Source organism: Klebsiella quasivariicola (genome assembly GCF_002269255.1).
GTDB lineage: Bacteria > Pseudomonadota > Gammaproteobacteria > Enterobacterales > Enterobacteriaceae > Klebsiella > Klebsiella quasivariicola.
Map to the genome: position 1 here is coordinate 5,516,266 of NZ_CP022823.1, position 23,923 is coordinate 5,540,188.

The following is a 23,923-nucleotide window of genomic DNA, read 5'->3' on the forward strand; positions in this document are numbered from 1 at the left end:
CACCTGACGGTGGCCTTTCGTTTTTTATAGATACCATCAATCACTTTACCGCCCTCCCCTGCCAGAGACTGGCGACTATTTATCATGGTTCTTCCCGCTGTGGATGCCTGAACCTGCCTGCCGCCGCTGCTTTATTCAGGTGGCGAAAAAACAGCAAAAGCAGTGAGATAGTCAATGATTACCCTCCCTACCCTCCTTTTTCAGCGTTAAACTGATTTGCAGTGGTCAAAATTAGCGTCATAAAATGGTGGATAGCTGTGAGCCTGGACGTTTTCTCCACGTCTCGTTTTATGATGAAAAATATGTAGAAATTTCAACGTGAAAGGCTTTTACTTTTCGTTCTAACTACCGTCAGGATGAGTATGTCAAATAGTGCGATGAGCGTGGTTATCCTTGCCGCAGGCAAAGGGACCCGCATGTATTCCGATCTTCCTAAGGTGCTGCATACCCTGGCCGGGAAGCCAATGGTGCAGCATGTCATTGATGCTGCTAACGATTTAGGCGCCAGTGCGGTACATCTGGTGTATGGCCACGGTGGCGATTTGCTGCGTCAGACGCTGCATGAAGACAACCTGAACTGGGTGCTGCAGGCCGAGCAGCTCGGTACCGGGCACGCCATGCAGCAGGCGGCGCCGTTCTTCAATGATGATGAAGACATCCTGATGCTCTATGGTGACGTGCCGCTGATCTCCGTTGAGACGCTACAGCGCCTGCGCGCTGCGAAACCACAGGGTGGGATTGGTTTGCTAACGGTGAAGCTGGATGACCCAACGGGCTACGGCCGCATTACCCGTGAAAATGGCCAGGTGACGGGTATCGTTGAGCACAAAGATGCCAGCGAAGCGCAGCGCCAGATTCAGGAAATTAACACCGGCATCTTGATCGCCGGCGGAGCCGATCTGAAGCGCTGGCTGGCGAAGCTTACCAATAACAATGCCCAGGGCGAATACTACATCACCGATATCATTGCCATGGCACATCAGGAAGGCCATGAGATCGTTGCGGTGCATCCGCAGCGCCTGAGCGAGGTCGAAGGCGTCAACAATCGCCTGCAGCTTGCGCGTCTGGAGCGCGTCTACCAGGCTGAGCAGGCGGAAAAACTGCTGCTGGCGGGCGTAATGTTGCGCGATCCGGCGCGTTTCGATCTGCGCGGTACGCTGCAGCACGGGCGCGATGTGGAGATCGATACTAACGTTATTCTGGAAGGCAACGTGGTACTGGGCGACCGTGTGAAAATCGGCGCTGGCTGCGTGATCAAAAACAGCACCATCGGCGATGACTGCGAAATCAGTCCCTACAGCGTGGTGGAAGATGCCCAGCTGCAGGCTGCCTGTACCATCGGCCCATTTGCCCGTCTGCGTCCGGGTGCCGAACTGCTGGAAGGCGCTCACGTTGGCAACTTCGTGGAAATGAAAAAAGCGCGTCTCGGCAAAGGTTCCAAGGCGGGTCATCTGACCTACCTGGGCGATGCGGAGATCGGTGATAACGTCAATATCGGCGCGGGCACCATCACCTGCAACTACGATGGTGCGAACAAGCATAAAACGATTATTGGCGATGATGTTTTTGTCGGCTCAGATACCCAGCTGGTGGCCCCGGTCACTGTGGGCAATGGCGTCACTATCGCCGCCGGCACCACCGTTACCCGCAACATTGCCGATAACGAACTGGTATTAAGCCGCGTGCCGCAGGTCCATAAGCAGGGCTGGCAGCGTCCGGTGAAAAAGAAGTAAGCAGGATTGTCGCCGGGGGTGAACAACACCCGGCGAACTAGGATGAGAGGGTCAACATAGATCCCCGTCCGCAGGCAGTACCATAACAATAACCCCACTCTCTACAAGGCTCGGGGCGCCCGGAAAACGGGCAAATACAGGTCAGCGACAACGCATGGCATATCGCCATTATCAGGAAATTTAACTATGTGTGGAATTGTTGGCGCAGTCGCGCAGCGTGATATTGCTGAAATCCTTCTCGAAGGTTTACGTCGTCTGGAATACCGTGGCTATGACTCTGCCGGTCTGGCGGTGGTCGACAGCGAAGGTCATATGACCCGCGTGCGTCGCCTGGGTAAAGTCCAGATGCTGGCTCAGGCGGTAGAAGAGCAACCGTTACACGGTGGTACCGGGATCGCCCATACTCGCTGGGCGACGCACGGCGAACCGTCTGAGGGCAATGCGCATCCGCATGTTTCTGAACACATTGTAGTGGTTCATAACGGGATCATCGAAAACCACGAGCCGCTGCGCGCCCTGCTGCAGTCTCGCGGCTATGTCTTTGTCACCGAGACCGATACCGAAGTTATCGCCCATCTGGTGCACTGGGAGCTGGAACAAGGCGGTACCTTGCGAGAAGCTGTCCTGCGCACGATTCCGCAGCTGCGCGGCGCCTACGGTACGGTGATCATGGATACCCGTGACCCGGGAACCCTGCTGGCGGCCCGCTCCGGTAGCCCGCTGGTGATTGGCCTGGGCATGGGCGAAAACTTTATCGCCTCCGACCAGCTGGCATTGCTGCCGGTTACCCGCCGCTTCATCTTCCTGGAAGAAGGCGATATTGCCGAAGTGACTCGTCGTTCGGTGGTGATCTTTGATAAGTCCGGTGCACAAGTGAAGCGCCAGGAGATCGAATCCAATCTGCAGTATGACGCTGGCGATAAAGGTATCTACCGTCACTATATGCAGAAAGAGATTTTCGAGCAGCCGAATGCGATTAAGAACACCCTGACCGGGCGCATCAGCCATGGCGAAGTGGATCTCAGCGAGCTGGGGCCGAACGCCAATGAAATGCTGGCTCAGGTTGAACATATTCAGATAGTTGCCTGCGGGACCTCCTATAACTCCGGAATGGTCTCCCGCTACTGGTTTGAAGCGTTAGCCGGCGTACCGTGCGATGTGGAAATCGCCTCCGAGTTCCGCTATCGCAAGTCCGCGGTGCGTCGCAATAGCCTGATGATCACCCTCTCCCAGTCCGGTGAAACCGCCGATACCCTGGCGGCGCTGCGCCTCTCTAAAGAGCTTGGCTATCTTGGTTCACTGGCCATCTGCAACGTGGCGGGTTCGTCGCTGGTACGTGAGTCTGACCTGGCGCTGATGACCAAAGCCGGAACGGAAATCGGCGTGGCCTCGACCAAAGCCTTTACCACTCAGCTAACCGTGCTGTTGATGTTGGTGGCGAAACTGGCGCGACTGAAAGGTCAGGATGCGTCTATCGAGCATGATATCGTACACGGCCTGCAGGCCCTGCCGAACCGTATTGAGCAGATGCTCTCCCAGGACAAGCGTATTGAGCAGCTGGCAGAGCGTTTCTCAGATAAGCACCATGCTCTATTCCTCGGCCGTGGCGATCAGTACCCGATCGCCATGGAAGGGGCGCTGAAGCTGAAAGAGATCTCTTACATTCACGCGGAAGCCTATGCGGCAGGTGAGCTGAAACATGGCCCGCTGGCGCTGATTGATGCGGAAATGCCGGTGATCGTGGTGGCGCCGAACAACGAGCTGCTGGAAAAACTGAAATCCAACATCGAAGAGGTTCGTGCCCGCGGCGGTGAGCTGTATGTCTTTGCCGACGGTGAGGCTGGCTTCAACGGTAGCGACAATATGCACATCATTGAGATGCCGCATGTCGAAGAGACGATTGCCCCAATCTTCTATACGGTACCGCTGCAGCTGTTGGCTTATCACGTCGCGCTGATCAAAGGCACTGACGTTGACCAGCCGCGTAACCTGGCGAAATCGGTCACGGTTGAGTAAAGCATCCTGTCTTGCAAAGGGCTGCCGACGGCGGCCCTTTTTTATTTTCACCTGCTGTTTGTCATCGATTTTGTGCGCAATATTTTGACTGGCGGTAGATGACAAACGATCGTTTTGCGGTTCGATTTTGCTGTCATAAAAAGAAAATTATTCTGTCATTGCACGGTCATGCTTGCTGATAACCTTCTGAGTTATAAGCGTATTATTTGCTGTAAAATCCCTTCTTTCGACCTGTCATAAAACTGTCATAATTCGTACATTTTACTGTCACCTCTTTGACCTATTTTGCTCACCATAGCCTCGAAACAATGATTTACGAATCCCAGCAGGAGACATTATGAACGTTATGCGTACCACCGTCGCAACAGTTGTCGCCGCGACCTTATCGATGAGCGCTTTCTCTGCCTTCGCAGCAGCAAGCCTGACTGGCGCAGGCGCAACTTTCCCTGCGCCGGTGTATGCCAAATGGGCTGACACCTATCAGAAAGAAACGGGCAATAAAGTGAACTACCAGGGTATTGGTTCCTCTGGTGGCGTTAAGCAGATTATTGCCAACACCGTTGATTTCGGTGCTTCTGATGCTCCGCTGGCTGATGACAAACTGACCCAGGAAGGCCTGTTCCAGTTCCCGACCGTGATTGGCGGCGTGGTACTGGCGGTTAACCTGCCTGGCGTGAAATCCGGCGAACTGGTGCTGGATGGCAAAACCCTGGGCGATATCTACCTGGGTAAAATTAAAAAATGGGATGACGAAGCGATCGCTAAACTCAACCCGGGCCTGAAGCTGCCGTCGCAGAACATCGCTGTGGTCCGCCGCGCCGATGGTTCCGGTACCTCCTTCGTCTTCACCAGCTACCTGTCCAAAGTGAATGAAGAGTGGAAATCGAAAATCGGCGCCGGCTCTACCGTTAACTGGCCAACCGGTCTGGGCGGTAAAGGCAACGACGGTATCGCCGCCTTTGTTCAGCGTCTGCCGGGCTCGATTGGTTACGTCGAATACGCTTACGCCAAGCAAAACAACCTGGCCTACACCAGGCTGGTTTCTGCCGATGGCAAGCCGGTTAGCCCGACTGAAGACAACTTCGCTAACGCCGCAAAAGGCGTTGACTGGAGCAAATCTTTCGCTCAGGACCTGACCAACCAGAAAGGCGAAAATGCATGGCCGATCACCTCAACCACCTTCATCCTGGTACATAAGGCGACGAACAAGCCGGAACAGACCGCTGAAGTGCTGAAGTTCTTCGACTGGGCGTATAAAAACGGCGGGAAAGAAGCGAATGCGCTGGATTACGCGACACTTCCGGAAAGCGTGGTAGAGCAGGTTCGCGCGGCATGGAAAACCAACGTCAAAGACAGCAGCGGTAAAGCGCTGTACTAACAGTAGATTTTTGACGAAGATGGCGGGGGCGTTCAGGCGCTGCCCGCCCTACGGTTCAGACTGTAGGCCCGGGAGCCAACGCCACCGGGCATTTATTCGAACAAGTTTTAATACGTAAAGAGTAATCTATGGCTGCAACCAAGCCTGCATTTACCCCTCCGGGGAAAAAGGGTGACATGATATTCAGTGCGCTGGTAAAACTGGCTGCGCTGATTGTGCTATTGATGCTGGGCGGCATCATCGTTTCCCTGATCATCTCTTCCTGGCCGAGCATTCAAAAGTTTGGCTTTGCCTTTTTGTGGACCAAAGAGTGGGATGCGCCTAACGAGATCTTCGGCGCGCTGGTCCCGATTTACGGAACCCTGGTCACCTCTTTTATCGCCCTGCTGATCGCCGTTCCGGTGAGTTTCGGCATTGCGCTGTTTTTGACCGAACTGTCCCCCGCCTGGCTCAAGCGCCCGCTGGGGATTGCGATTGAGCTGCTGGCGGCGATCCCGAGTATTGTGTACGGCATGTGGGGCCTGTTTATTTTCGCCCCATTGTTTGCGACTTACTTCCAGGAGCCGGTCGGCAACGTCCTGTCGACCATCCCGTTCGTCGGCGCGCTGTTTGCCGGCCCGGCTTTTGGTATCGGTATTCTCGCCGCTGGCGTCATTCTGGCCATCATGATCATCCCTTACATCGCCGCGGTCATGCGCGATGTTTTCGAGCAGACCCCGGTGATGATGAAAGAGTCGGCCTATGGCATCGGCTGCACCACCTGGGAGGTGATCTGGCGCATCGTTTTACCGTTCACTAAAAACGGGGTGATCGGCGGGGTGATGCTCGGTCTGGGCCGCGCGCTGGGTGAAACCATGGCGGTCACCTTTATCATCGGCAACACCTACCAGCTCGACAGCATCTCGTTGTATATGCCGGGGAACAGTATTACCTCCGCGCTGGCTAATGAGTTCGCCGAAGCGGAAACCGGCCTGCACGTGGCGGCGCTCATGGAACTGGGTCTGATCCTGTTCGTTATCACCTTTATCGTTCTGGCGGCGTCGAAGTTTATGATTATGCGCCTCGCGAAGAATGAGGGGGCACGCTAATGGCGACCATTGAATTGCAAACCACCGCCGAGCTGGCGGAATCCCGCCGCAAGATGCAGGCCAAACGCCGCATGAAAAACCGTATCGCTCTGGCGCTCTCGATAGCCACTATGGCGTTTGGTTTGTTCTGGCTTATCTGGATCCTGATGGCGACGATAACCCGCGGTTTCGATGGCATGAGTCTGGCGCTGTTCACCGAAATGACGCCACCGCCGAATACGGCGGGCGGTGGCTTGGCCAACGCCCTCGCAGGCAGCGGCCTGCTGATCCTGTGGGCAACCGTCTTTGGTACGCCGCTGGGGATCATGGCAGGTATCTATCTGGCAGAGTACGGCCGTAAGTCGGTACTGGCGGAAATCATCCGTTTTATTAACGATATTCTGCTATCCGCGCCGTCTATCGTGGTCGGTCTGTTCGTCTACACCATCGTGGTGGCGCAGATGCAGCACTTCTCGGGCTGGGCGGGCGTTATCGCGCTGGCGCTGCTGCAGGTACCTATCGTGATTCGTACCACCGAAAACATGCTGAAGCTGGTGCCGGATAGCCTGCGTGAAGCGGCCTATGCGCTGGGGACGCCGAAGTGGAAAATGATCTCGGCGATCACCCTGAAAGCGTCCGTCTCGGGGATTATGACCGGGATCCTGCTGGCTATCGCCCGTATCGCCGGGGAAACGGCACCCCTGCTGTTCACCGCGCTGTCCAACCAGTTCTGGAGCACCGACATGATGCAGCCGATTGCCAACCTGCCGGTGACCATTTTCAAATTTGCCATGAGTCCGTTTGCGGAATGGCAGCAACTGGCATGGGCCGGGGTATTGATTATCACCCTGTGCGTCTTGCTGCTGAACATCCTGGCGCGCGTTATCTTCGCCAAGAAGAAACACGGTTAATTTTTGCGGCGCAGCAACTGCTGCGCTGAATGAGGAAGAGATTGAGATGAGTATGGTGAATACAGCTCCGGGTAAGATTTCAGTTCGTAACCTGAACTTCTACTACGGCAAATTCCATGCCCTGAAGAACATCAACCTGGATATCACTAAAAACCAGGTAACGGCGTTTATCGGTCCGTCAGGCTGTGGTAAATCCACCCTGCTGCGCACGTTCAACAAGATGTTTGAACTGTATCCGGAGCAGCGCGCGGAAGGTGAGATCCTGCTGGATGGCGATAACATTCTGACCAACACCCAGGATATCGCCCTGTTGCGCGCTAAGGTTGGCATGGTATTCCAGAAGCCGACGCCGTTCCCGATGTCTATTTACGACAATATCGCCTTCGGCGTGCGCCTGTTTGAAAAACTGTCCCGTGCCGATATGGATGAGCGCGTGCAGTGGGCGCTGACCAAAGCCGCACTATGGAACGAAACCAAAGATAAACTGCACCAGAGCGGGTATTCTCTCTCCGGTGGTCAGCAGCAGCGCCTGTGTATTGCCCGCGGTATCGCGATCCGCCCGGAAGTTTTGCTGCTTGATGAGCCGTGCTCCGCGCTGGACCCGATCTCCACCGGGCGTATCGAAGAGCTGATCACCGAGCTGAAGCAGGATTACACCGTCGTTATCGTAACTCATAACATGCAGCAGGCTGCGCGTTGTTCCGACCATACGGCATTTATGTATCTTGGCGAGCTGATTGAGTTCAGCAACACGGATGACCTGTTCACCAAGCCCGCGAAGAAACAAACTGAAGATTATATTACTGGCCGCTACGGTTGATTTGCCCTTGTGCTTTCAGGCTCTCACCAGTTGGGCAATCAGGAGACACCATGGACAACCTAAATCTTAACAAACATATTTCCGGCCAGTTCAACGCTGAACTGGAGTATATCCGCACCCAGGTGATGACCATGGGGGGGCTGGTGGAGCAGCAGCTTTCTGATGCGATCACCGCCATGCATAACCAGGACAGCGATCTGGCGAAACGCGTGATTGACGGCGACAAACAGGTCAACATGATGGAAGTGGCGATCGATGAAGCGTGCGTGCGCATCATCGCCAAGCGCCAGCCGACCGCCAGCGACCTGCGCCTGGTGATGGCGATCATCAAGACTATCGCTGAGCTGGAACGCATTGGCGACGTGGCGGATAAAATCTGCCGCACCGCGCTGGAGAAGTTTTCCCAGCAGCACCAGCCGCTGCTGGTGAGCCTTGAATCGCTGGGCCGCCACACGGTGCAGATGCTGCATGACGTGCTGGATGCGTTTGCGCGTATGGATCTCGACGAAGCGGTACGTATCTACCGCGAAGATAAGAAAGTCGACCAGGAGTATGAAGGCATCGTGCGTCAGCTGATGACCTACATGATGGAAGACTCGCGCACTATCCCCAGCGTCCTGACGGCGCTGTTCTGCGCACGTTCTATCGAGCGTATCGGCGATCGCTGCCAGAATATCTGCGAATATATTTTCTACTTCGTTAAAGGTCAGGATTTCCGTCACGTTGGCGGCGATGAGCTGGATAAACTGCTTGCCGGTAAAGATCCGAAAGAGTAATAATCATTCTGTTTAATCCTGGTAAATAAATTTATCAGGATTAAATATGATTTAGCCAGAAGCCACGAGATTGCTGAGAGTATCGTCACAATTAACAGGCTGGCCATTTGAGTTCTTCATTTTATCGCGTAACAATCAGCTTCCACTGACTGAGCGCTAACGCTCAGGATGGTTTAAACGGATTGTGACTGCGACAGCAGGCAAAACCTGATATTGCCCCCACGGCGGCGGTATCAGGTTTTTTTGTTTTATGCGGGCCAATAATGGCTGAATGAGGGTTGCTACCGCGATGTGCGGGCAAAACCTGAAGAGGATTATCTGTTAAGGCAGATCGTCTTCTTCAGGTTTTTTTTTGCTTTTGTCTAACTGCAAAAATAACAGCTATTGCGACATCAAACGGTATGGATACGGCTATTAGCACTGGCGCGGAATAGGGGTTGCTGTCGTGTTTTATTTACGCCAATGATTATATAAGGGAATATTATGATGAGAAAAAACAGGATCGCTTCGGCGATGATATTGCTGGCACCGCTTTGTTATTCAACCCACCTGCTGGCAAGCCCGTTGACGGTGGAACAACGGCTTGAACTGCTGGAAAAAGCGCTCAAAGATACGCAAAAGGAACTCAAAAAATATCAGGACCAGGAGAAAAAAAGAGAGCAGATCTGGGCCTCATGGTCTCCGCCAGAGGAAGGTCAGAAGCGTAAGACCGGGGTGGCGGCCACCGGGCTGAAAACGGCGGTTAAACCGGATGCGGTGCTGGTTAAAAATCAACAACCTGCCACCGACGGCGCGCCAGCCTATAGCGCGATGACGCTGAAAGATTTTAGCAAGTTCGTGAAAGATGAAATTGGCTTTAGCTATAACGGCTACTTTCGTTCGGGCTGGGGCACCGCTTCGCACGGATCGCCAAAATCATGGGCGATTGGCTCGCTTGGCCGTCTGGGCAACGAATATTCCGGCTGGTTCGATCTGCAGCTGAAGCAGCGGGTATTTCAGGAAGGCGATAAACGCGTCGATGCCATCGTGATGCTCGACGGGAACGTTGGCCAGCAGTACTCCACTGGCTGGTTTGGGGACAACGCCGGCGGCGAAAACTACATTCAGTTCTCGGATATGTACGTTAACACCAAAGGGTTCCTGCCGTTTGCGCCGGAAGCTGATTTCTGGGTCGGTAAACACGGCGCGCCAAAAATCGAAATTCAGATGCTGGACTGGAAAACGCAGAGAACCGATGCGGCGGCCGGCGTGGGGCTGGAAAACTGGCAGGTAGGCGCCGGGAAATTCGATATCGCGTTGATTCGCGAAGATGTCGATGATTACGACCGTTCTTTGAGCAATAAGCAGCAAATTAACACCAATACTCTGGATATCCGTTACAAAGAGATCCCGCTGTGGGATAAAGCCAGCCTGATGGTTAGCGGACGCTATGTTGCCGCCAATGAAAGTTCATCAGAGAAATATAAAGAGGGCAATGAAGGCTATTATCCATGGAAAGATACCTGGATGGCGGGTACCTCGTTAACGCAGAAATGGGCTAACGGCGGCTTTAACGAATTCTCTTTCTTACTGGCCAATAACTCTATTGCCAGCAGCTTCTCGCGCTATGCCGGATCCAGCCCTTATACCACCTTTAACGGCCGCTATTATGGCGACCATACCAATGGCACCGCTGTGCGCTTAACCTCGCAGGGGGAAACCTATTTACGCGATGACATTATTATGGCGAATGCCATCGTCTACTCCTTTGGCAACGACGTCTATAGCTACGAGACCGGAGCCCACTCCGATTTTGAATCCATTCGCACGGTCCTGCGACCGGCTTATATCTGGGATAAATACAACCAGACCGGCGTCGAGCTGGGATACTTCAAACAGCAAAACAAAGATGTTACCGGCAAGAAATATAACGAGTCCGGCTACAAGACCACGCTGTTCCATACCTTCAAAGTCAATACCAGTATGCTGACCTCGCGCCCGGAAATTCGCTTCTATGCCACCTATATTAAAGCGAAGGATATCGACCTGGATAAGGCCGCGAATAATACCACCAGCATTTTTGAAGACGGTAAAAACGATCAGTTTGCCGTGGGGGCGCAGGCGGAAATCTGGTGGTAAGACGATAACAGAACGGACACAACGGAAGAGGAATAACGATGAAACGACATGCAATTTATTTCGCACTGGCGCTGGCGGGCGCGGCGTTTACCCTGCAGGCGGCGCCATTACCCGCAATGCCGGACCCGGGCCAACCGGTGAGCCACTTTATCACCCAGGTTAACGCGGATAAGAGTATCACTTACCGCCTGTTTGCCCCTGATGCCCGGCGGGTTTCGGTAGTGACAGGCGCCACGCCGGACTCCTTTGTCTCGCACGACATGACCAAAGCAGCGGACGGAGTCTGGACATGGAAAAGCGAGCCGATGAAAGCCAATCTCTATGAATACTATTTCGATGTGGATGGCTTCCGCTCGGTAGATACCGGCAGCCGCTATCAGAAGCCGCAGCGCCAGGTGAACACCAGTCTGATTCTGGTGCCGGGCAGTATTCTTGACGATCGGGCGGTCGCGCACGGCGATCTGCGCACCCTCACCTATCACTCGAAGGCACTGAACGCCGAACGTCGTCTGTATGTCTGGACGCCGCCGGGTTATAGCGGAAGCGGTGACCCGCTGCCGGTGCTCTATTTCTATCATGGCTTTGGCGACAGCGGCCTGTCGGCCATCGATCAAGGGCGGATCCCGCAAATCATGGATAACCTGCTGGCGGAGGGCAAAATCAAGCCGATGCTGGTGGTGGTCCCGGATACCGAAACCGATACTCCGGAAGCGATAGCGGAAAACTTCCCACCGCAGGAGCGGCGCAAAACCTTCTATCCCCTCAATGCGCAGGCGGCGGATAACGAGTTGATGCAGGATATTATTCCGCTGATCGATACCCGGTTTAATGTGCGTAAAGATGCCGACGGCCGGGCGCTGGCGGGCCTCTCCCAGGGCGGTTATCAGGCGCTGGTTTCAGGAATGAATCATCTGGAGAGCTTTGGCTGGCTCGCGACCTTTAGCGGTGTCACGACCACCACGGTGCCGAATGCCGGCGTGGAAGCGCAGCTGAAGCAGCCTGACGCGATCAATAAGCAACTGCGCAACTTTACCGTGGTCGTCGGAGAAAAAGATTCCGTTACCGGCAAAGACATTGCTGGTCTGAAAAGCGAGCTGGAAAAACAGAAGATTAACTTCGACTATCACTCGTATCCAGGCCTGAACCATGAAATGGACGTCTGGCGCCCGGCCTACGCCGAGTTTGTACAAAAACTGTTTAAATAACCTTGCGGGGGCGGTGAGCCCCCTTTTCCGCTTGTGAGGGAAGACAAGATGAAAATGATTGTGACCGAAGATTATGAAGAGATGAGCCTGGTCGCCAGCCATCATGTTCTGGGCTATATCACGGCGCCGCGGCGGGTGAATCTGGCGATGACGGCTGGCAGCACACCAAAGCGGATGTATGCGCATCTAACCGCCGCCGTGAAAGGCAAAGCCTTCTATGATCGGGTGCACTATTACAATTTCGATGAGATCCCCTTTCGCGGCCAGTCGCGAGAAGGCGTAACCATTTCCAACCTGCGTCAGCTGTTTTTTACCCCGGCACAGATCAAAGAAGAGAATATTCACAAGCTGACGCTGGAGAACGCTGCGCAGCACGATCGCCAGCTGGAAGAGGCAGGCGGCCTTGATCTGATGGTGTTGGGGCTGGGGGCCGACGGCCATTTTTGCGGCAACCTGCCGAATATCACCCGCTTTCAGGATCAGACGGTCGAAGTGCCGATTCGCGGGAATATGATTGCTCTCGTCGCTAACAGCGAGATGGGCGGGGATATCTCGGCAGTACCGGACAGCTATGTCACCATGGGGCCGAGAAGCGTGATGGCGGCGAAAAATCTATTGCTTATTGTCAGCGGTGCCGCAAAAGCGCACGCGTTAAAGCAGGTGGTGGAAGGCCCGGTCAGCGAGCAGGTGCCGGCTTCAGTGCTCAAATTGCACCCTTCGCTGGTGATTATTGCCGATAAGGCGGCAGCGGCGGAATTGCAGCACTAAAAAGCCGCTGGCCAGCGGGGCTACCATTGTGATCAACCGTAGCCCGGCCGAGCGTAGCGACGCCGGGTCTTAACGAGTAATATCCCAGCCACGCGCTCTCCACAATGCCGGCAGCTCTGCCAGATCGGTAAAGGTCGTCACTTTGGGATGATTGATCGGCTGGTTATGCGGATCGGCGCAGAAATAAAACACCTCCATGCCGGCGGCAATCCCCGACTGAGCACCGGCGCTGGAGTCATCCACCAGGATACAGTTTTCGGCTTTCACCTGCATGGCGTTTGCCGCATGGAACATCAGCGCCGGATCGGGTTTCCAGCGCTGAATATCGTAGCCGCTGTACAAGCGGTCAGCGAAATGATGCAGCAGGCCGGTGCGACCGAGCGAGTGCTGCATCTTACTGACCGGACCATTGGAAACCACGCACATCGGGACGCTTACCGCATCCAGCAGCGCCTGGGCTCCGGCAATCACCTCCAGCTCGCTATCGAACAGACGGGCCACCTCCGCCCGATAAATCGGCTCAAGAGTGGCCTTTTGCAGGTTAACCCCATGCTCAGCGTTGATGGTGTCGATAATCTCGTACAGTTTTACCCCTTTGAAGCGCTTAAAAATCTCCGCCAGGTCCAGCGTAATGCCGAATTCCTGGAACATGTGAACGTAGGCGCGGGAGCAAATCACCTCACTGTCGACCAGCGTGCCGTCACAGTCAAAAAATACTGCTTCTGGTTGAGTCATAGCCTTTCCATATTAACAAGTTTAACGTTTTCGTAATGCCCAATGCCGCGACGCAATCGTTGCCGTATAAGCAAAATAAATGAAAAAAATTACCATACAACCGCGCCTGGTGCTGTAATTTGGTATAGGATAGCCTCGAATTTTCCCTCCTTACGTTCGGAAACCGATAATGAGTCAACAACAAACCAGCCAGTCTTCTGGCCAGGGTCTGCTGGAGCGCGTATTTAAACTGCGCGAGCATGGCACCACGGTGCGCACTGAAGCGATCGCCGGTTTCACCACGTTCCTGACGATGGTGTACATTGTCTTCGTGAACCCACAAATTCTTGGCGTGGCGGGTATGGATACCAGCGCCGTGTTTGTGACCACCTGTCTGATTGCCGCTTTCGGCAGTATCCTGATGGGGCTGTTTGCGAACCTGCCGGTCGCCCTCGCGCCAGCGATGGGGCTGAACGCCTTTTTCGCCTTTGTAGTGGTGCAGGCGATGGGTTTGCCATGGCAGGTCGGTATGGGCGCCATCTTCTGGGGCGCCGTGGGTCTGCTGCTGCTGACCATCTTCCGCGTACGTTACTGGATGATCGCCAATATTCCGCTTAGCCTGCGCGTCGGGATCACCAGTGGGATCGGTCTGTTTATCGGCATGATGGGCCTGAAAAACGCCGGGGTTATCGTCGCTAATCCGGAAACGCTGGTCAGCATTGGTCATTTAACCTCCCACAGCGTACTGCTGGGCGTGCTGGGCTTCTTTATCATCGCGATTCTGGCATCGCGTAACATTCACGCCGCGGTCCTGGTTTCTATCGTAGTGACTACCCTGCTGGGCTGGATGCTGGGCGATGTGCACTACACCGGCATCGTCTCCGCGCCGCCGAGCGTGACCTCGGTTGTGGGTCAGGTCGATCTGGCCGGTTCGCTGAATCTTGGCCTGGCGGGCGTGATCTTCTCGTTCATGCTGGTTAACCTGTTTGACTCTTCCGGCACCCTGATTGGCGTCACAGATAAAGCCGGGCTGGCGGATGCGCAGGGTAAGTTCCCGCGCATGAAGCAGGCGCTGTTCGTCGATAGCGTGTCGTCCGTTGCTGGTTCCTTTATTGGTACCTCTTCGGTAACGGCCTATATCGAATCCTCCTCCGGCGTTTCCGTGGGCGGGCGTACCGGCCTGACTGCCGTTGTCGTCGGTATCCTGTTCCTGCTGGTAATCTTCCTGTCGCCGCTGGCGGGGATGGTTCCTGGTTATGCCGCCGCGGGTGCGCTGATTTACGTCGGCGTGCTGATGACTTCCAGCCTCGCGCGGGTGAAGTGGAACGATCTGACCGAGGCGGTACCAGCGTTCATCACCGCGGTGATGATGCCGTTTAGCTTCTCGATCACCGAAGGTATCGCCCTGGGCTTTATTTCCTACTGCGTGATGAAGATCGGCACCGGCCGTCTGCGCGAGCTCAGTCCGTGCGTGATTATCGTCTCGCTGCTGTTTGTGCTGAAAATTGTCTTTATTGATGCGAAATAAGCAGCAGGCCCTTTTCTGAGAAAAGGGCTTTAGTTCTGGTTTCCTCTTCCTGTGGGAGAGGTAACCAGACAGTTTTGATCTTTACGCTTTCACGCGCTGAATATAGTCTCCAAAGGCGGTCAGCTGGCCGCGCAGATGGTCGACAGTACTCTGATCGACCACTTCACCCAACTGCGGATCCACTTTGTTCTGGATCACGCCGCCCATAAATTCCGGTTTATTCATCACCATCGCATCCATGAACACCAGGATCTGGCGCAGATGATACTGGCAGCGTGCGCCGCCAATGGCGCCCATTGAGCTGGTTTGAATCAGAACCGGTTTGCCGGCCAGCGGCTGCTCGGGCAGGCGTGACAGCCAGTCGATGGCGTTTTTCAGGCCGCCAGGCACGGAATAGTTATATTCGGGAGTCACAATTACCACGCCATCCGCCTCACGGATCTGTTGCGCAATCTCCTGTACGCGCTGTGGGAATCCTTCTTCCTCCTGCATATCGGCATCGTAAAGCGGAATATCACCGATCGACGGCAGCGCCGCGATTTCCATACCCGCAGGCGCGATGCCTGGCAGGGTACGCGCGACCATTCCATTAAACGACCCTTTACGCAGGCTGCCGAGTAACGTAACCACTTTCAAAGTATCTGACATGATTGCTCCTTTTTATCATGATATGCCGGTGAGACCGGTCAATTGAGGGATAGGGTTTTTTCCGTGGGTAAACTGGTAAAGCGCATCAGGCGCGCCGAGGGCTCGCGCGCGCGCCGCTGGGCATCCGGCAGGCTGCACCAGTCGCCCCCCTTACCGTCATATTCCCAGACCTTCAGCGGGCCAATATTCGGGGTAGCGGCAATCGACCAGACGAGAAGTGATTCAGCATCACAGATGGCTTCTATCGGCTGGCTGCCGGCGGTACGCAGGCGGCCAGAGCCCGGCAGCAGTTGTAGTTGCGCCGGTGCTTCTCCTGTCAGTTTCAGCACGCTGCGGCGTAGCGCAACCAGCTGGGTGCGCGCTTCGTCCGGATCGTGTTGAATGTTAATCCACAGATTCTCGTTGTTACTGAAATTTTGTCTGTCGGCGTCGTGGCTGCGGACAGTGCGCTGTAGTTCCATGTCGAGGCCGCAATCTCCCTCGGTGGTCAGCGCGACGCCAACGATATTACCAGTATAAGAGATAGAGAAGCGGGGAAGATGGCGATCGCTAAAAACCGGTCGGCCATTCGCTTCACTGATGATTTCAGGCAGCTCACTGATGCCATATAGCATAAACAGCAGCTCGGCGAGCAGCGAGCGCGAAGCGCGAAAGCGAGCCTGGCGATATGTCGGGAGAAGACGTGCGGATTGATGACAGGCCGCTGACAAACGTGTCGATAGCGGCTCTCCGGTACTGAGAATCCCTCTTGCAAAATGCGTTGCCATACGTCGCTCCGTGAGTAATGGACATGGGTAAAGAAAGTGGGCGCTATTATCGCCTGGTATTAACAGGTTTTAATGCCGAAATCCCCCCTTGAAAAGGGAATTTGTTTGAATTTTACAAATTCTTGCGCAATAGGGGGGAATCGGCCTAAATCAAGGCTTACAGCGTACCGGAATAGAGTACTTTTAGCGTATCTCTCAGCCAGACGAGTTTCGGGTTGTAGCTGTTGCGCTTATGCCATAGCAGGGTGAAGGGAACGCGCAGCTTTTCCAGATGCTGCGTCTCCAGGGGGAGCGGCCGGGAAACCAGCGGCAGCTGGTGCTGCTGATTATAGTGCTGGCAGTAGCGCGGCGCGGTGGCCAGCATGGTGTGTTGCGGCTGAGCGGCCATAAAGAGCGATTGCTCAAACCCCGGCACGGTCAGCGCTACGTTACGCTTATGCCCCAGCTCCTGCAGGACATCGTCCAGCGCCCAGGTATCGCGCTGTTCCCAGCAGATGGTGATATGCGGATAGCGTAAGAATGCCGCCAGATCCCACTCCTCTTTGAGCGCCGGATGATCGGCGCGCAGCCAGACCTGCGGCAGATCGGTGAACAGCACATCAAAATCGATATACCACGGCAGCAGGCTCAGCAGCTCCCGCGACTGCGGATGGCTTTCACGCCCGCAGAAGCCGATATCCACCTCGCCGCGAATGATGGCGTCCAGGGAGTCGTAGTCCCAGTTGCGCAAACGAATCAATGCCTGAGGATAACGCTGATAGATGCGCTGGGAGAGGGTGTTAAACAGGATCATCAGCAGCGGCGTTTCCGCCGCCAGCTCGAATTTGAGGCCGCTGGGCATGGTGTGGTGTGGTTTATCGAGGATCTGGTTGCCCATCTGCATCCAGTCCGCCAGATCCTGCTCCATGCTGCTGACCAGCGGCGTAGGCGCCAGACCCCGCGGGGTTTTCACAAACAGCGGATCGTCGAACCAGGCGCGCAGTTTGGCCAGCGACTTGCTCACCGCTGACGGCGAAACGTTCATCCGCTTCGCCGTACGGGTAACGCTGAGCTCCTGGGTCAGGAGTTGCAGGCAGAGGAGTAAATTAAGATCAAGACTCGACAGCGGCTTCTTCATTGTATTGCGCTACCCGCGGCGGGGTGACGACCAGTAATAAAACAAGGCTCACTATGCTACAGGCAATGAGTATCCCGATCAGCATATTCATCGCGCTGAGTCCGATGATGGCGGCGAGCCAAATCCACAGCGATGAACCGCACACCTGCGCGATGCCGAGAACCGAGCTGGCGACGCCCGCGCGCAGCGTGAAGGGCCCCAGTGCCTGGCTCATCGCGACGCCGAAGCCGACGGAAAAGCCGGCGCAAATCATTCCCAGCCCGGCCAGGGTAACAGCCTGGCGAGTGGCGAGGCTCAGCGTCACGCCGGCCGCCAGGAACAGCACCTGCGAGGTCAGCATTAAGGTGCGGGGGTTAAATAGCGACAGGGCGAACGGCGTCGAGAAGGAGACTGCCATGCTGATCATCGCCATCAGGGCCATCGCCATTGAGTAAGTTCCCCGGTCGAACCCCATCTCTTCCATCATCAGTACCGGAGAGACGTTCACGTAGGTCAGGATCGCTGTCACGCTGAGGGTGGTGATAAGAATGCGGCTGAGAAAAAAGCGGTTCAGCAGCGACTCACTGACGCCATGCTGCTGCATGACCGTCTGCGGATGCGCCGTCGGGCGCGTCTCGCGCAGGATAAAGACCGACAGCAAACCGACCATGATGCCCATGCCGGTCATGGTGTAGAACAGACTCTGCCACGGATATTTCAGCATAATCAGGTGACCAAGCACCGGCGCCAGGACGGGGATAATGCAGGTAATGCCGTTGAGCAACGACAGCACCTTGGCGCGGCGACGATCGTCCAGCGTATCGCGCAGGATAGCGAAAGCCACCACGTAGCAGCTGCCGGCGCCGATCCCCTGGATAAAGCGTCCGGTGAGGAAGTGGCTGCTGGTGTGCGCCTGCGCGCAGAGCAGGGAGGCGATAATAAAGATCGCCGCGCCCACAATGGCGACAGGCTTGCGTCCGGAGCGGTCGGCGATGCGGCCAGCAAACAGCATCGCGGAGGCCATGCCAGCCAGATAGACCGAAAAGGCGATATGCAATTGCGCCTCGCTGGCTCCCAGGTCCTGCGCAATACGCGGCAGGCCGACCAGATACATATCGATGCCAGAGGGATAGAGCAGAACCAGGGCAAAGCTGCAAAGAAGAAAGCGTGTCATGGGATCCTCGCGATGTGAATGGCGTTCAGCATAGTGAGGAACGCCCCGCAAGACGAGTTGCCATTTGGACAACGCTCTTTTCCTGGCAGGAAACGCGAGTTAACGACTCCGGGTTCGCCAGACGCGGGCCATCCCTTCGCTTTCCGGCCGAACGCTTTCAAAGCCGAATTTCGCGTATAGCTCGGGAACATCCGCCACCAGTGTGACGTAGGCCCCGTCAAAGGCGTTAGCGTCCAGCCAGGCGATCAGTTTCTCCATCACCAGCCGGCCAAGGCCTTTTCCCTGGTGAGCCGGATCGACGGCGACATCGACAATGTCGAAGTTGATAGCGCCATCGCCGACGATACGCCCCATGGCGATCGGCGTCTCCTGCCAGAGGATATGTACGCCGTAACAGCTGTGCGGCAGTCCGGCTCTGGCGCCTTCCAGAGGGCGCGATGACATGCCGGCGGCCACTCGCAGGTGGCAAAACGCTTCGGCGGAGGGCACCTTCTCGATCACGGTATATTCAACGGTCATGTTTTAGTCTCGCGGCTGGGGGAAGATAAAAGTAGAGAACGTTGCGCCGCAAAGGGCAAGAAAAAACCCGCATTAACGCGGCGTTAATGCGGGTGAGTGAACGTTTACGGACTGACGGTTACTTGCCGATACAGAAGCTGGAGAAGATGCGGCCCAGCAGGTCATCGGAGGTGAACTCTCCGGTGATCTCGCTCAGCGCCTGCTGCGCAAGGCGCAGCTCTTCCGCCAGCAGCTCTCCGGCCCAGGCGCCCAGCAGCTGGGCTTTGCCCTGCTGCAGATGATTCGCCGCCTCTTCCAGCGCCTGCAGATGGCGACGACGGGCGAGGAAGCCGCCTTCCATATTGGTATCGAAGCCCATGCTCTGCTTGAGATGGTTACGCAGCACCTCGACCCCTTCACCGGTACGTGCCGACAGGCGGATCAGTGAGTGGCCATTGACTTCGCTGATACCCAGCGCTTCGCCAGTGACGTCGGCTTTATTGCGCACCACGGTAATCGGCAGTTTAGCGGGCAGGCGCTCAATAAAGTCCGGCCAGATCTCCGCCGGGTCAACGGCGCTGGTGGTGGTGCCGTCGACCATAAACAGCACCCGGTCAGCCTGCTCGATCTCCTGCCAGGCGCGTTCAATGCCGATACGCTCCACTTCGTCATTAGCATCGCGCAGGCCCGCGGTATCGATGATATGCAGCGGCATACCGTCAATATGAATATGCTCGCGCAGCACGTCGCGGGTGGTGCCGGCGATATCGGTAACGATCGCCGCTTCGCGGCCCGCCAGGGCGTTCAGCAGGCTCGATTTACCGGCATTCGGCCGCCCGGCGATCACCACCTTCATCCCTTCGCGCAGCAGACTGCCCTGACGAGCTTCCGCGCGGACGGCGTCGAGATCGGCCATCACCTCGTTCAGCTGGGCTTCAATTTTGCCGTCGGAGAGGAAATCAATTTCTTCATCCGGGAAGTCAATGGCCGCTTCCACGTAGATGCGCAGGTGAGTGAGCGCTTCCACAAGATGGTTCACCCGCGCGGAGAACGCCCCCTGCAGCGAGTTCAGCGCCGAGCGCGCCGCCTGCTCTGAGCTGGCGTCGATAAGGTCGGCGATGGCTTCGGCCTGCGCCAGGTCGAGCTTGTCGTTGAGGAACGCGCGCTCGGAGAACTCACCCGGTCTGGCGATGCGCAGGCCCGGCAGGGTCAGAATACGTTTGAGCAGCAGATCGAGAATGACCGGACCGCCGTGGCCCTGCAGTTCAAGGACATCTTCCCCGGTAAAGGAGTTTGGCCCGGGGAACCACAGCGCAATCCCCTGATCCAGCGGGGTACCGTCAACGTCATTGAACGGCAGGTAGTCGGCATAGCGCGGCTTCGGCAGCTTGCCGAGTACCGCCTGCGCGACGTCGCGCGCTTTGAGGCCGGAGATACGCAGGATACCCACACCCCCGCGTCCCGGAGGGGTGGCCTGGGCGACGATAGTGTCGTTATGGCTCATGGTGACTCTCTATGTAGATGTAAAAAAGGCGGTCCATTGACCGCCTTCTCTGGCATTAACGCTACCGTAGATACTCGAAATAATTCAAGTTGCAGAAAGGCGGCAAGTTAGTGAGGCCCCAGGAGCTTACTGTAGTCAGTGACTGGGGCGAACTAATGAAGCCAACGCATCTGCGGCTTGAAGAATGAAGAGTATCAGGATTTCTTCTTCTCGCGGCTATGCAGGCCACGCTTCTCCAGACCACGGTAAATCAGCTGCTGCTGAATAATGGTTACCAGGTTGCTGACGATGTAGTACACCACCAGACCAGACGGGAACCACAGGAAGAACACCGTGAAGATGACCGGCATAAAGGTCATGATCTTCTGCTGCATCGGGTCGGTCACGGTGGTCGGCGACATCTTCTGGATGAAGAACATGGTCGCGCCCATGATGATCGGCAGGATGTAGTACGGGTCTTGCGCGGACAGGTCGTGGATCCACAGGATAAACGGCGCATGACGCAGTTCAACCGAGGCGCTCAGCATGTAGTACAGCGCAAGGAAGATCGGCATCTGAATAATCAGCGGGAAGCAGCCACCCAACGGGTTCACTTTTTCCGCTTTATACAGCGCCATCATCTCCTGGCTTTGACGTTGTTTATCATCGCCCAGACGCTCACGCATCGCCTGAATCTTCGGCTGCAGCATACGCATCTTCGCCATGGAGGTGTACTGCGCTTTGGTCAGCGGGTACATGATGCCACGAACGATAAAGGTGATAACAATGATCGAGAAGCCCCAGTTGCCGAGGAAGCTGTGGATGAATTTCAGCAGCTTGAACAGCGGTTGGGAGATGAACCACAGCCAGCCGTAGTCGACGGTCAGATCCAGGTGCGGCGCAACGGCAGCCATTTTGTCCTGAATCGCCGGGCCGACCCACAGCGTGCTCTGCAGTTTGTCGGTTTGGCCTGGCTGCACCAGCACCGGCTGAGATTTATAGCCGATAGCGACAATGCCGTTGCCGAGATTGGCGGTGTAGAAGTTATTCGTCCCGTTATTCTGCGGTACCCATGCGGTAGTGAAATACTGCTGCAGCATGGCAACCCAACCGTTTTTGGTGCTGACGTTCAGGTTTTCGTTGTCCAGAATGGTATCGAATTTGTATTTTTCGTATTTCGAATCCGCAGTGGAGAACGCGGCGCCACGGAAAGTATGCATCGTGGACAGGCCGCCGGTCTGGGTATCGCGACTGGACGGCAGCGCAGCGGTCTGCTTCAGCTGACCAAAGGTCGAAACTTCCAGAGGCTTCTCGCTGGCGTTCTGTACGCTATAACCCACGTTCACCGCATAGCCACCGCGTTTTAGGGTGAAGGTTTTGGTGAAGACGTTGCCGGCTTTGTCGGTGTAGGTCAGCGGAATGACGATTTCATCCTGGCCATCGGCCAGCACAAACGCCTCTTTATCGACGTTGTACAGCGGACGCGGGCCATTTGCCGGGTTATCAGGACCGTCACGGCCGGTTAAGCCGCTCTGCGCCTGGTAGACAAACTGCGGTGTGGTTTCCAGTAACTGGAACGGTTCGGTCGATTTCAGCGTTTTTGGATACGCCAGAAGCAGCGCCTGCTCAATATCGCCACCGTTGGTGTTGATAGTCAGCTCAAGCACGTCGGTTTTAACCGTAATCAGTTTCCCCTGGCCACTGGCCGGTACGCCCTGGTCGGCGGCGCTACCCGCTGCTGTGGTCGTAGTCTGCGTGGTCTGCTGCTGGGGCTGCGGATTTTTGTCCTGCTCCCAGGCTTGCCAGATCATGAAAGACACGAACAACAAAGCGATGATAAGAAGATTGCGTTGCGAATCCATCGTTAGTGTTCTCTGGTATCAAATGGTCCAGGCGGGACGGGATCGTCACCACCAGGGTGTAAAGGGTGGCATTTTAATACGCGTTTCATCGTCAACCAACTGCCTTTTATCACTCCAAACCTGCGTAAGGCCTCAATTCCGTATTGAGAACAGGTTGGGGTGAAACGACAGTGCGGCCCGAGTAGCGGACTAATCAGGCGCTGATAAACTCGAATCAGGCCGATCAGGACCCGCGAGCCAGGCGACAATGGCGGCGCCATAATTTTTCCAACGCTTCCGAGAGAGCACGGTTATCGAGGTCGGCAACCCCTCTTTTCGCCACCACCACGAAATCCATTGGCGGGAGTTCATGCTGACGCAAACGAAAACTTTCACGCGTCAGACGTTTAATCCGATTGCGTTCATGTGCGCGTTTCACGTTTTTCTTGGCGACGGTGAGACCGATGCGGGGATGCCCCAGCGAATTCAGGCGGCCGAGGATGGTGATTTGCGGCGTGCCAGCCCGTTGTGGCTGCTGGAAGACGAAAGTGAAATGACTGGGAGTTAACAAGCGTAACTCCCTGGGAAATGCGAGCTTAACCACGCAGGGTTAGCTTTATTACTTGGAAACGGTCAGACGAGCGCGGCCTTTAGCACGACGACGTGCCAGAACCTGACGACCATTTTTAGTAGCCATACGAGCACGGAAGCCGTGAGAACGGTTGCGCTTCAGTACAGACGGTTGAAAAGTGCGTTTCATGGCGATTTCTACCTAAACTTGAATAAATTCACTGACTTTTGCGTAGACCCGAACGAACTTCGAACGACTTACGCCTCAGCGTGGGTGATTAAAGAGGCCGGATTGTAATAATTGTACACTCCGGAGTCAATTCTCTTTCCTTATTTCTCGCACCTCGTCGCACAAAAAATAAGCTGAGACGCGTGACGAAAACGGGCATTACGCGCCGGGTGGGGGATTATACGGCCTGGCCAGTAAAGCGCAAGGATCCGCAAGGATCTTTATTAGATCGTTTCCGCCCAAAAGCGGCATAGCTCATTAATTTTTCCAATATGCGGCGGAAATCGTGCTTCACTCCTTCCAGGATCGATTACACTTACCCGGTTTCGATCCTTCCTGTGGATAAATCGGGAAGAATCTGTTGAGAAACACAAGATCTCTTTCTCAGTTTAGGCTATGATCCCCGGTCCCGATCGCGATCCCCGGATCCGCAGCGGGTTATAACCGCAGATAGCGGTTCGCACGTCACCCCTTTTGTGCAGGGGCTTTTTCGGCTAATGCAGGGTCTTGTCGACGTGTGCCAACAATCACGATTGTTTCAGTTTTTCTTTGATATCGATTTTATGTTCGAGTGGAGTCCGCC

The 23,923-nt window shown here is 55.6% G+C and carries 22 protein-coding genes; 11 read left to right on the plus strand and 11 right to left on the minus strand.

The genetic code is table 11. The features are described 5' to 3' along the window. Positions 1 to 362: 362 nt before the first annotated feature. The 10 genes from glmU to B8P98_RS27785 all read left to right on the plus strand — a co-directional run bounded on the left by glmU (position 363) and on the right by B8P98_RS27785 (position 12,792). A complete protein-coding gene (gene glmU, locus B8P98_RS27735) occupies positions 363 to 1,733 on the plus strand; it encodes a bifunctional UDP-N-acetylglucosamine diphosphorylase/glucosamine-1-phosphate N-acetyltransferase GlmU (protein ID WP_025711369.1) in 1,371 nt (456 codons plus the stop codon). A gap of 186 nt (positions 1,734 to 1,919) precedes the next feature. Then, positions 1,920 to 3,749 (plus strand): glutamine--fructose-6-phosphate transaminase (isomerizing), encoded by a 1,830-nt coding sequence (gene glmS / locus B8P98_RS27740; protein ID WP_025711368.1) that lies wholly within the window; start codon positions 1,920 to 1,922, stop codon positions 3,747 to 3,749. 337 nt (positions 3,750 to 4,086) lie between these two features. After that, positions 4,087 to 5,127, plus strand: a complete 1,041-nt coding sequence (gene pstS / locus B8P98_RS27745) for a phosphate ABC transporter substrate-binding protein PstS (RefSeq protein WP_025711367.1) — start codon at positions 4,087 to 4,089, stop codon at positions 5,125 to 5,127. A 128-nt stretch (positions 5,128 to 5,255) separates the two neighbouring features. After that, a complete protein-coding gene (gene pstC / locus B8P98_RS27750; protein ID WP_004145004.1) occupies positions 5,256 to 6,215 on the plus strand; it encodes a phosphate ABC transporter permease PstC in 960 nt (319 codons plus the stop codon). Next, on the plus strand, positions 6,215 to 7,105 hold the full coding sequence (gene pstA, locus B8P98_RS27755) for a phosphate ABC transporter permease PstA (RefSeq protein ID WP_025711366.1): 891 nt from the start codon (positions 6,215 to 6,217) through the stop codon (positions 7,103 to 7,105). Before pstC ends, pstA begins: the two co-directional genes overlap by 1 nt. A 46-nt stretch (positions 7,106 to 7,151) precedes the next feature. Then, positions 7,152 to 7,925 (plus strand): phosphate ABC transporter ATP-binding protein PstB, encoded by a 774-nt coding sequence (gene pstB / locus B8P98_RS27760; RefSeq protein ID WP_004145006.1) that lies wholly within the window; start codon positions 7,152 to 7,154, stop codon positions 7,923 to 7,925. A 50-nt stretch (positions 7,926 to 7,975) separates the two neighbouring features. After that, positions 7,976 to 8,701, plus strand: coding sequence for a phosphate signaling complex protein PhoU (gene phoU / locus B8P98_RS27765; RefSeq protein WP_004145007.1), 726 nt, complete (start codon positions 7,976 to 7,978; stop codon positions 8,699 to 8,701). Positions 8,702 to 9,184: 483 nt separating this feature from the next. Beyond that, positions 9,185 to 10,819 carry a carbohydrate porin gene (locus tag B8P98_RS27775; RefSeq protein WP_080924897.1) on the plus strand — a complete coding sequence of 545 codons (1,635 nt, stop codon included), beginning with the start codon at positions 9,185 to 9,187 and terminating at the stop codon, positions 10,817 to 10,819. A gap of 38 nt (positions 10,820 to 10,857) precedes the next feature. Next, positions 10,858 to 12,024, plus strand: coding sequence for an esterase (locus B8P98_RS27780; protein ID WP_080924898.1), 1,167 nt, complete (start codon positions 10,858 to 10,860; stop codon positions 12,022 to 12,024). A gap of 48 nt (positions 12,025 to 12,072) precedes the next feature. Next, positions 12,073 to 12,792: a glucosamine-6-phosphate deaminase gene (locus B8P98_RS27785; RefSeq protein WP_095033601.1), complete on the plus strand. Its 720-nt coding sequence runs from the start codon at positions 12,073 to 12,075 to the stop codon at positions 12,790 to 12,792. Positions 12,793 to 12,861: 69 nt separating this feature from the next. On the opposite strand, the gene yieH is transcribed toward B8P98_RS27785, so the two are convergent. Further along, the gene (gene yieH / locus B8P98_RS27790; protein WP_095033602.1) at positions 12,862 to 13,527 is read right to left on the minus strand and encodes a 6-phosphogluconate phosphatase; all 666 of its coding nucleotides are present in this window, start codon (positions 13,525 to 13,527) and stop codon (positions 12,862 to 12,864) included. Between the two features lie 169 nt (positions 13,528 to 13,696). Here yieH and B8P98_RS27800 point away from each other — a divergent pair, with 169 nt between their 5' ends. Beyond that, entirely contained in the window at positions 13,697 to 15,034 is a 1,338-nt protein-coding gene (locus B8P98_RS27800; RefSeq protein ID WP_025711361.1) for an NCS2 family permease, read from the plus strand. An 81-nt stretch (positions 15,035 to 15,115) separates the two neighbouring features. Here B8P98_RS27800 and B8P98_RS27805 read toward each other — a convergent pair whose 3' ends face one another. From B8P98_RS27805 to rpmH, 10 genes are all read right to left on the minus strand, one after another. Then, positions 15,116 to 15,682, minus strand: a complete 567-nt coding sequence (locus tag B8P98_RS27805) for an NADPH-dependent FMN reductase (RefSeq protein ID WP_025711360.1) — start codon at positions 15,680 to 15,682, stop codon at positions 15,116 to 15,118. A 38-nt stretch (positions 15,683 to 15,720) separates the two neighbouring features. Continuing rightward, positions 15,721 to 16,296 (minus strand): 4'-phosphopantetheinyl transferase family protein, encoded by a 576-nt coding sequence (locus B8P98_RS27810; RefSeq protein WP_165931894.1) that lies wholly within the window; start codon positions 16,294 to 16,296, stop codon positions 15,721 to 15,723. A 310-nt stretch (positions 16,297 to 16,606) separates the two neighbouring features. Next, positions 16,607 to 17,566, minus strand: a complete 960-nt coding sequence (gene yidZ, locus B8P98_RS27815) for an HTH-type transcriptional regulator YidZ (protein WP_025711358.1) — start codon at positions 17,564 to 17,566, stop codon at positions 16,607 to 16,609. Continuing rightward, complete coding sequence (locus tag B8P98_RS27820) at positions 17,541 to 18,719, minus strand: MFS transporter (protein ID WP_080897973.1); 1,179 nt, start codon at positions 18,717 to 18,719, stop codon at positions 17,541 to 17,543. The genes yidZ and B8P98_RS27820 overlap by 26 nt, the downstream gene beginning before the upstream one ends. Positions 18,720 to 18,818: 99 nt before the next feature. Further along, positions 18,819 to 19,238 carry a GNAT family N-acetyltransferase gene (locus tag B8P98_RS27825; RefSeq protein WP_080897972.1) on the minus strand — a complete coding sequence of 140 codons (420 nt, stop codon included), beginning with the start codon at positions 19,236 to 19,238 and terminating at the stop codon, positions 18,819 to 18,821. Positions 19,239 to 19,356: 118 nt separating this feature from the next. Further along, positions 19,357 to 20,721 (minus strand): tRNA uridine-5-carboxymethylaminomethyl(34) synthesis GTPase MnmE, encoded by a 1,365-nt coding sequence (mnmE, locus tag B8P98_RS27830; protein WP_080897971.1) that lies wholly within the window; start codon positions 20,719 to 20,721, stop codon positions 19,357 to 19,359. Positions 20,722 to 20,915: 194 nt separating this feature from the next. Then, complete coding sequence (yidC, locus tag B8P98_RS27835; protein WP_095033603.1) at positions 20,916 to 22,562, minus strand: membrane protein insertase YidC; 1,647 nt, start codon at positions 22,560 to 22,562, stop codon at positions 20,916 to 20,918. A 2-nt stretch (positions 22,563 to 22,564) separates the two neighbouring features. Further along, complete coding sequence (gene yidD, locus B8P98_RS27840; protein WP_004151536.1) at positions 22,565 to 22,822, minus strand: membrane protein insertion efficiency factor YidD; 258 nt, start codon at positions 22,820 to 22,822, stop codon at positions 22,565 to 22,567. After that, entirely contained in the window at positions 22,786 to 23,145 is a 360-nt protein-coding gene (gene rnpA / locus B8P98_RS27845) for a ribonuclease P protein component (RefSeq protein WP_004151535.1), read from the minus strand. The genes yidD and rnpA overlap by 37 nt, the downstream gene beginning before the upstream one ends. A gap of 15 nt (positions 23,146 to 23,160) precedes the next feature. After that, the gene (gene rpmH / locus B8P98_RS27850; protein WP_000831330.1) at positions 23,161 to 23,301 is read right to left on the minus strand and encodes a 50S ribosomal protein L34; all 141 of its coding nucleotides are present in this window, start codon (positions 23,299 to 23,301) and stop codon (positions 23,161 to 23,163) included. Positions 23,302 to 23,923 lie beyond the last annotated feature (622 nt).